Below are 8,659 nucleotides of genomic sequence, written 5' to 3'. Positions count from 1 at the left end.
GGTGGTCAACTACCTAATTTTCAGGGAAAAAGTGCTTAAATTTCCCCCCGATCACTCCCCTATCCAGTACTTTTTGATTGACAAAAGGTCTAACAGTCTTACCCAACAAGGTTTTTAGATTTATTCAGCAAGCCCTAATTATTGTTGATATTAAATATCGCCTTTTCTTCCTGCATCGATCATCTCATAATTAGCACTCGGCGGAAAGGGTCAACCACTGCCAAAACCCCTCAGACATCAAGATAGAAGATAAATCTAAAGAAAGTGTGAAATTAGCAGAAATTACTGTTTTTTTTAGTATTATACCTCTAAAAAGCTGATAGGTTTCCCGTGAAGACTGCTAAATTGAAGATAAAAAAATAACTATTTTTTAATATCTCATAACAGTTTAATCCGGTTTGATGGGAAATAACTTGAAAGTAAAATGTTTCAACCTTGATATAGAGATGAAAAAGTATCTAGCAGAGTTCATCGGGACGTTTTGGCTCGTTCTCGGCGGTTGCGGTAGTGCCGTTTTAGCGGCAGTATTTGCGGGTAAAGCCAAGAGTATCGTAGATGGTGCTGATTTTAATATCCATGTGGGGATTTCTTTTGTGGGTGTCTCCCTTGCCTTCGGTTTAACGGTCCTTACCCTTGCCTACGCTTTAGGGCATATTTCGGGGGGACATTTTAATCCTGCCGTTTCCTTCGGTCTCTGGGCAGGTAAACGCTTCCCCGGTTCGGAACTACTTCCCTACATCATCGCTCAAGTTTTAGGGGCGATTTTAGCGGCAGTAATTATCTACATTATTGCCAGTGGTCAACCCAGTTTCGCTCTGGAAGGCAGTAACCCTCTGGCCACCAATGGTTACGGAGAACATTCTCCCGGTCGTTACAGTTTATTCGCCGCTTTGGTCACGGAAGTGGTCTTGACCTTCATGTTCTTAATCATCATTTTAGGCTCTACCGATCGACGCGCTCCGGCCGGTTTTGCTCCCATCGCTATTGGTTTAGGATTGACCTTAATTCACTTAATTAGCATTCCCGTGACCAATACCTCCGTTAACCCGGCTCGTAGTACCGGTGTTGCTCTTTTATGCGGTAATATGGCTCTCGTTGGTCAATTATGGTTATTCTGGATTGCTCCTATTGTTGGGGCCGTGGCTGCGGGTTTCCTCTACAATAGTTTCTTTGAAGAAACTTTAGAAGAAAGACAAATTAGAGAATAACTGGAAAGTTACCGCTAAAGTTTGATTGCTTAAAGAGTCAAGTGCTGATAGCGATTCCTGTGGGGTCGCTATTTTTTTCGTCCCCACCGATAAAATTGAGCAGCGCTCGTCGTCCTTGCGCGCCTCGATCGAGTAAAGTAATCTCTAGATAATTGTCTGGCAAAAAAGTTAAACGTTCTGACCATTCGATCGCCACTATCCCTAAATCTACCTCGATTCCCTGCCAATAATTTTCTAGGTACAGCGCCTCGATATCTTGACCCTGCAAACGATACAAATCCAAATGATACAAAGGAAGGCGGCCTTCGTTATATTCGTTAACGAGGGTGAAGGTAGGACTAGCTATAGGCTCTTGAATGCCCAATCCTAAGCCAATTCCCTGTACTAAGGTGGTTTTTCCCGCTCCCAAATCGCCTTTTAATAAAATTACACTGCCAGAGGCCAAGGTTTGCCCCAGTTTTTCGCCTAAATTGACAGTAGCTTCTCGATCGGGTAAGTCGATAATCATTTTTTCCGCTAGGATGCCAATTAATCACTGATTTTAATATAGCGATCAGAGCAGCTTTCTGACACCCTTGGCTCTGGGGGGCGAAATTTGGTCTTTTTGATCGAGAAAAATAGAAGCAGTTAAACTAATCTCTCATCTCTTAGTCTTAACCTTTGGTCAAATGGTCGCTATCAGGGCAGAGATAGGCGATCGGCGAAACCTTCTGGTAGATTAGACTAAATGGGAGTTGGTTAACTGCTTTTATAAAATTGATTGTTCCCTAACCATCAGCATTGTCTAGGGTCGAGGGGAATAAAACAACCGAAGTTTAGGACTTTAAGCCAGAAGTTAAGGGGAACAGTGAAATTATTATTTTTGAGTAATGGCCACGGTGAAGATGAGATCGCGATCCGGATTATTAAAAGACTGCAATCATCTCCCCACTGTCCCGGTATTACTGCTTTACCCCTAGTGGGTAACGGTTATGCTTATACTCGTCTGGGGATTCCCCTGCTCGATCGAGGTCAAAAAATGCCCTCTGGGGGTTTTATCACCAGGGATGCCAAACAATTATGGCGAGATCTACGGGAGGGATTATTAGGATTAACCTCTCGTCAATACCGTCTGGTCAGAAATTGGGGCCAAGAAGGGGGAAAAATTGTCGCGGTCGGAGATATCTTACCCCTTGCCCTTGCTTGGTTGAGCGAGACAGATTATGCTTTTGTGGGAACGGCTAAATCAGAATACTATCTCCGGGATGAGCAGGGATGGTTAGATAGTAGCTCGATGATCGATCGCCTCTGGGGTTCCTACTATTATCCCTGGGAACGCTGGTTAATGGCTCATCCTCGCTGTCGGGGGGTTTTTCCCCGGGATAGTTTAACTAGCAAAATTTTACAACAGTGGTCAATTCCCGTTGTCGATGGGGGTAATCCGATGATGGATGACCTTTTACCCGCGATAACGGGCGATTTTCCCCAAGATTGCCTAAATATTCTGCTTCTACCCGGTTCGCGCTTTCCCGAATCTCTCCACAATTGGCAGAAAATTATCGAGGCTGTGGCCGCCATTATCGGACGTTTTCCCGATTATCAGCTGGAATTTTTGGCGGCGATCGCTCCTTCTCTCCCCCTAGAATCTTTTACGGCTGCTTTAATTTCCCGGGGTTGGCGAGAACATAGCACAAATAAGTTTATTTGTCAAGAAGTATTTATAACTATTTCTCAAACGGATTACGCCGAATATTTAGGCCGTTGCCATCTAGCGATCGCCATGGCGGGAACTGCCACGGAACAGTTCGTCGGTTTGGGTAAACCGGCGATCACGATTGCGGGGGCCGGACCACAGTTTACTCCCCATTTTGCCAAACTGCAACAGCGTTTATTAGGCTGTTCAATTCTCTTAGGCGATAGTGCCGAGTCAGTAGCGGACAAGTTAGAATATTTATTACAAAATCCCCCACAGTGGCAAGAAATCGCCTTTAATGGTCGTCAGAGAATGGGACCAGCCGGTGCCTCCGATCGCATTGCCCGATGGTTACTAGACGATTTTTGCCCTTAAAGGAAAGTATCTGTCCGATTTTCGCCGCTAGTGGGCCACTCAAAAACAGTTTCTAGGGCAATTTTTTGGGCGCTTGGTTGTTGTCCATAGCTGAAAAGATGGGGAATTTCTCCGCTTTGTTGACGAAACCACTGGAAAACGTAGGGACTACCATAAACAATCAATGCTTGAATCTGTCCGGTTTTCAGCAAAGCTTGATAGATAGCTTTCGTTTCGTCGCTTAATCCGGCACTACCCCGAAAAGGATTACCACGGATAAATACTTGTAGGAGAGTCGTTTCTGGGGAGACGAGGGACTGATTAAAGGTGCTACGGTCGATAATTTGCGTTTGATAACCCCATTGTCGGGGAATTGTCACCGCCGGACAAGAGCGATCGAGAAAGTCACAGTGGAGTAAATCATCGATAATGATTAAATTGCGGACTTGAGTGGCTTGAATCGGTAAATTAGCGCTAACTGTTTGGGAATCTTTTAAAATATCGCTAACAATCTCTAGAGCTTGCGGTGCCGCTAAACTGCTTAAGGATTCTAAGGAGGGCTGTCTTTGCCCTAATTTCTCTTTTGCTCGTTGAATACGTTGCCAAGAATCATTAATTCTCGCTTCGCTAATTGTACCCGCTTGCACGGCACTATACACCGCTTCGATCGCTTCGATCGGATCGGGAGGCATTAATAGTATATCGGCCCCCGCCTGTACCGCCATAACTGCGATGGCGGCAGCACTGGCAATTTTAGTCACTCCTCCCATAATCAGGGCATCAGTGACGATTAAACCCTGAAAACCGAGATTTTGGCGCAGTTTTTCCCCGAGAATTTTCGAGGAAAGAGTGGCGGGAAACTCGGCATCCCAAGCGGGAATTAACAGATGGGCTGACATAATACTATCAACCCCCGACTCGATTGCTGCTTGAAAGGGCGGCAATTCGATCGCTTCTAGGCGATGATGATCGTGGTTGATGATGGGAAGATCGAGATGGGAGTCATTGCTGGTGTCACCGTGGCCTGGAAAATGTTTGGCCGTGGTCAAAACTGGATAGGAATCCGCCCCTAAAATAAAAGCTTGAGCTAGATTAGCGACGATTTCAGGAGTTTCAGCGAAGGAACGAATATTGATAACCGGATTGTCGGGATTATTGTTCACATCGACAATTGGGGCTAAAATCCAGTTAATCCCGATCGCTAGAGCCTCCTTAGCCGTAATTGCTCCCATTTCCATAGCATATTCTGTGGCTTTTGTCAAGCTTTTTTCAGCTATTTTTCCTAAAGCCATCGGGGGGGGAAACCAAGTGGCGCCGGAAAACCTTTGGCCGACTCCCTCCTCGATATCGGCGGCGATGAGGAGAGGATTATCGCCGGACCAACTTTGTAATTGTTGAGTGCGGAAAGCGATTTCGGCGGCGCTGCCTCCTAAGAGAATCACCCCACCGAGGTGGAGGGTTTCTAACCAATGTTTCAGGGTGGCGTTGACAGGTTCCCAGACAGGATAGCGGATTTGTTGGTCAAAGAGATAGCCGGAAGCGCGGACTACTATCATCTGACCAATACGTTCTTTTAGGGATAAAATGCGATCGCTCACTATTCAGTTATCAGTTATCAGTTATCAGTTATCAGCTTCTGAAGGCAAGAGGCACTCATGCAAGAGGCAAAAGGCAGAATCTGGCAATTCTCCTACCTAAAAAGAAGGTTAGAAACTAAGCACATCAAAGCTTTTCTGGAGAGTTATCAGTTATCAGGTTTAAGTTTTAAGTTCCCAGTTTTGCCTAAATTTAGTTATCCTGTTCACTGGTCACTGATATCGGAATCGTCATCTTCTGGGGGTCGATCGCTTTTAATATGATCAAGAAGGTGTAACATTCGATCGCCGCGTGCGAGGGAAGAATCTTCGAGGAAGACCACTTCGGGGGTACGTCTGAGACGGATGCGTTGACCGAGTTCGCGCCGGACGAATCCCGCAGAAGCTTTTAAACCGGCCATAGTTTCGGCCTTTGCATCTTCGTTGCCGTAGATAGACACAAAAATTTTAGCGTGTTGCAGGTCGTGGGAGAGATCCACATCGGTAACGCTAACCATACCGGCGCCGACGCGATCATCTTTAATTTCCATTAATAACATTTGGCTGACCTCGCGCTTAATTAGCGAGGACACGCGAGATACTCGACGATCGTTAGCCATAATTTTCGTCCCCTAAAAACAGCGAAACCCTTACCATTGTATCAAGCTAATCCGAGCATGGCTTTGAGGGTGAAATAAAGAAAGGCGAAAGTTCCCCCTAGAAAGCCCACAAGTGCGATCGCTGTGAGGGGATTTTTTAATAAAGGGGCTAACCAGCCGAAAAAGGCGAAGAAAATCCCTAAACTAAAGCTAATCAGATAGCGGGGGTAACGGCTCACGTTATCAAAAAAGTCGCCCATAAATTTTGTTTATTATCTTTGTCCGTAAGCAATTATAGCAGTAAGCTTCGGTGCTGCCACGCCGCCCGATTAATGAGACTTAACAGAATCTCTAGACTTTTGTACTATTTAGTGGTATAACTATCTGGCTGGAGAGAAATACGGAATCACTCTACTCTAGATCAAGTTAAGGGTACAGCTACTTTCGAGCTTGCGACGGGCATCGATCGATTCCTGAATGCGGGCTAACCAAAAGAGGATAATTAATAGCCAGATGACGGCGATCAAATATCGAATTTTTGCCGAGAGAGTCGGGAATTTCCCCGACCAATAGGGGAAGAAACTATCAGTATAGACCTCGTTTCCACACAGAAACCAGAAGAGCCACCACCCTACGTCAAGCCCAACAGTGGGATCGGAGATCGACTATGAATGTAGTGTTTGTCCTGATGTGCATCCTAAATATTTAGCGGCGATTACAGTTGAGAAGATCGGCTTGCACTTGCGGTGCTGGGGTAGAGGGTGATTAGATGGATAAATTCTAATTTTTAAGAAAATCTTAAACTTGGGTGTTGTATGGAAAAAATCCGTCTAGGATTACAGTTATGCTCGTCGAATACTAAGCTCGATAATAAGTTCGCAAGAATAGTTAAAATTAAACACTTATTTCCTAATTCATGTATATCCTATGTTAAAAATTGCCACAATTCCCTGTCCAATTGTCACAAAATACAAAAGCTTGTTTGGACAGGCAGAACCAATAGTAAAAAACCCTATTTGGTTGAACTGTTTTGCTCGTGGTGTGGATGGTCGTGTTTATCGAAAGTGGTTCGACAATAACGCGGGATGGAAACCATCTGACTATGATTGGCAGCCGCTTGGGGGGGTAATTACGGATTACCCAGTTGCAGTGGCATGGTCTAGCAATCGACTTGATATTTTTGCCCGCGGTATCGATGGTGCTCTATATCACAATTATGGAAGTAACAACAATAAACCTTTAGCGGGCTGGGAATCACTAGGTGGTCAGATTCTGGGTTCTCCTGCGGTTGTTTCTTGGGGAAACAATCGAATCGATATTTTTGCTCGTGGCCTGGATAATGGTATTTACCACAAGTGGTGGGATGGGAAGGGATGGAAACCCTCACAATTAGATTGGCAACCTCTAGGGGGTGGAACATCTGAGCCTCCTGCCGCAGTAACATGGTCTAAAGGTCGTTTAGACGTTTTCGTACTCGGTTTAGACGGGAATGTGTATCATAACTATGGAAATGGCAATCCTGACAACTGGAGCGGCTGGGAAACACTAGGTGGCTCACCGTTAAAAGGCTCGCCGACGGTTGTTTCTTGGGGGGCTGACAGGATTGATATTTTTGTCCGGTCGTGGGATGGTAGCATTAAACACAAGTCATGGGATGGAGTATTTCCCTGGAAACCATCACAATTAGACTGGTATGATGTAGGTGGTCCAATTAATACCAATAGACCTGGTACATCTGACCCTCCTGCTGCGGTTGCATGGTCTAAAGGAAGGCTAGACGTATTTATACGCGGACAAAAAGATGGGGCTGTGCATCATAATTATGGGGATGGAAGTCCTAGCAATTGGAGTGGATGGGAATCCCTGGGTGGCGAAATCCAAGGATCTCCTACAGTTGTTTCTTGGGGAACTGACAGACTTGATGTTTTTGCCCGTGGGATGGATAATGGTGTTTACCACAGGTGGTGGGATGGCGTGTACCCCTGGAAGGGTTGGGAATCATTGGACAAGCCAGTGAGTCCATCAATCGTTGTTTCTACTACAAAGAATCAAACTGGTGGAGCCATAAGGGTTAGCGGTAAAGGTTTTACCCCTGGTGGAAGAGTCAAGTTCTATGTTGAGAATCTAGTCAATCAAAAGAATCCATTCCATGTGACGGAAGATCTTGCAGATGCACAGGGACACTTTTCGGAAAAAACTAATTTCTTCCAGGCCAACTGTTGGCCAAATCAAGTTAATCCTGCTGTAATTCGCGCAGTTGATGTGGTGACTGGTGTATCAGCAACAGGGACATCAAATGCTTATACTTGCTAATTATTTATTAAGTTTGATTCCATCGCCTCGTAGCGACTGTTTTGATTGTCAAGGGGTAATTCAAAAAACACTCAAGCAGTTACCCTAAAACTCAAAATCTCAAGCCGAAAAAAAGCGCAGGAAAAGCTAAGCCGCTCAGGCTAAACCAAAGTAGCTACAACCCCTGATCAGAGACAACAAGGAGTGTGATACTAAATCTGGTTATTAAAGACTGATTATCTATTGTCCCTTTTGTCTATTGCCTATCGCCTATTGCCTGTCCTGATATGTAGCTGACAGGGGGACAAGCAAGCTGAAAAGCTTATGTAGCATGGAATACAGACAAAGACTTCCAAAAAAGATAGGTCATATATAGTAAATATGACCTAGATGGCTCTTCTGGTTTATGTGTGGAAACGAGGTCTATACTGATAGAATATCCGCAAAATAGCCCTAAAAGTCTTGCCCGATAAGCATTTCACGATTCCATAAGCAAAAATTATCACACAAAGTCGAGAAGAGCCAGCATTTTGCAGCGTTTTTCATTTGTACCCCGTTCCCCAATTCTAACAACAAAAAAGCACCCCCTCGCGGGAGTGCCTTTTCGTTCAGACTAGGAATTAACCATTGATAGCAGGAGCAGTCAAAGCTACGGGAGCCTGTTGGCCACTAGCTAAGTCTAAGGGGAAGTTATGTGCATTACGCTCGTGCATTACTTCCATACCGATACCAGCGCGGTTTAACACATCGGCCCAAGTACCAATTACACGACCTTGAGAATCGAGAATCGACTGGTTGAAGTTGAAACCGTTGAGGTTAAACGCCATGGTGCTAACACCCATTGCCGTAAACCAGATACCGATTACCGGCCAAGCACCCAAGAAGAAGTGCAGAGAACGGCTATTGTTGAAAGAAGCGTATTGGAAGATTAAGCGTCCGAAGTAACCGTGAGCGGCAACG

The 8,659-nt window shown here is 45.1% G+C and carries 7 protein-coding genes and 1 pseudogene; 3 read left to right on the top strand and 5 right to left on the bottom strand.

The window, feature by feature from the left end; all coding sequences use genetic code 11:
- The first annotated feature begins 446 nt into the window (after nucleotides 1–446).
- Nucleotides 447–1,208 carry an aquaporin Z gene (gene aqpZ / locus IM319_RS11430; RefSeq protein ID WP_287735681.1) on the top strand — a complete coding sequence of 254 codons (762 nt, stop codon included), beginning with the start codon at nucleotides 447–449 and terminating at the stop codon, nucleotides 1,206–1,208.
- A gap of 37 nt (nucleotides 1,209–1,245) precedes the next feature.
- On the opposite strand, the gene tsaE is transcribed toward aqpZ, so the two are convergent.
- Nucleotides 1,246–1,716, bottom strand: coding sequence for a tRNA (adenosine(37)-N6)-threonylcarbamoyltransferase complex ATPase subunit type 1 TsaE (gene tsaE / locus IM319_RS11425; RefSeq protein ID WP_287735680.1), 471 nt, complete (start codon nucleotides 1,714–1,716; stop codon nucleotides 1,246–1,248).
- 339 nt (nucleotides 1,717–2,055) lie between these two features.
- On the opposite strand from tsaE, the gene IM319_RS11420 reads away from it, so the two are divergent.
- Nucleotides 2,056–3,255 carry a lipid-A-disaccharide synthase-related protein gene (locus tag IM319_RS11420; RefSeq protein WP_287735679.1) on the top strand — a complete coding sequence of 400 codons (1,200 nt, stop codon included), beginning with the start codon at nucleotides 2,056–2,058 and terminating at the stop codon, nucleotides 3,253–3,255.
- Here the strand turns inward: IM319_RS11420 and IM319_RS11415 are convergent.
- From IM319_RS11415 to IM319_RS11405, 3 genes are all read right to left on the bottom strand, one after another.
- Nucleotides 3,252–4,832, bottom strand: a complete 1,581-nt coding sequence (locus IM319_RS11415) for a glycoside hydrolase family 3 N-terminal domain-containing protein (protein ID WP_287735678.1) — start codon at nucleotides 4,830–4,832, stop codon at nucleotides 3,252–3,254. The genes IM319_RS11420 and IM319_RS11415 overlap by 4 nt on opposite strands.
- Nucleotides 4,833–5,035: 203 nt before the next feature.
- Nucleotides 5,036–5,428: a 30S ribosome-binding factor RbfA gene (rbfA, locus tag IM319_RS11410; RefSeq protein WP_287687150.1), complete on the bottom strand. Its 393-nt coding sequence runs from the start codon at nucleotides 5,426–5,428 to the stop codon at nucleotides 5,036–5,038.
- 41 nt (nucleotides 5,429–5,469) lie between these two features.
- Nucleotides 5,470–5,667 carry a DUF751 family protein gene (locus IM319_RS11405; RefSeq protein ID WP_002737592.1) on the bottom strand — a complete coding sequence of 66 codons (198 nt, stop codon included), beginning with the start codon at nucleotides 5,665–5,667 and terminating at the stop codon, nucleotides 5,470–5,472.
- Nucleotides 5,668–6,334: 667 nt separating this feature from the next.
- Between IM319_RS11405 and IM319_RS11400 the strand changes: the two genes are divergently transcribed.
- A complete protein-coding gene (locus IM319_RS11400) occupies nucleotides 6,335–7,720 on the top strand; it encodes a carbohydrate-binding protein (protein WP_287735676.1) in 1,386 nt (461 codons plus the stop codon).
- A gap of 599 nt (nucleotides 7,721–8,319) precedes the next feature.
- On the opposite strand, the pseudogene IM319_RS11395 reads toward IM319_RS11400, so the two are convergent.
- A pseudogene (locus IM319_RS11395) lies at nucleotides 8,320–8,659 on the bottom strand (photosystem II q(b) protein); the annotation flags it as partial.

The sequence above is a fragment of the Microcystis sp. M113S1 genome (assembly GCF_020246945.1).
In the GTDB taxonomy this organism is placed as follows: Bacteria; Cyanobacteriota; Cyanobacteriia; order Cyanobacteriales; family Microcystaceae; genus Microcystis.
The sequence above is the reverse complement of the archived record's forward strand: the minus strand, read 5'-3'. Positions and strand labels throughout refer to the sequence as shown.

Excerpts from the sequence above, each read along its gene's own strand:
- IM319_RS11400 (WP_287735676.1), top strand. The coding sequence starts at position 6,335 with ATGTTAAAAATTGCCACAATTCCCTGTCCAATTGTCACAAAATACAAA.
- rbfA (WP_287687150.1), bottom strand. The coding sequence starts at position 5,428 with ATGGCTAACGATCGTCGAGTATCTCGCGTGTCCTCGCTAATTAAGCGC.
- IM319_RS11405 (WP_002737592.1), bottom strand. The coding sequence starts at position 5,667 with ATGGGCGACTTTTTTGATAACGTGAGCCGTTACCCCCGCTATCTGATT.
- aqpZ (WP_287735681.1), top strand. The coding sequence starts at position 447 with ATGAAAAAGTATCTAGCAGAGTTCATCGGGACGTTTTGGCTCGTTCTC.
- tsaE (WP_287735680.1), bottom strand. The coding sequence starts at position 1,716 with ATGATTATCGACTTACCCGATCGAGAAGCTACTGTCAATTTAGGCGAA.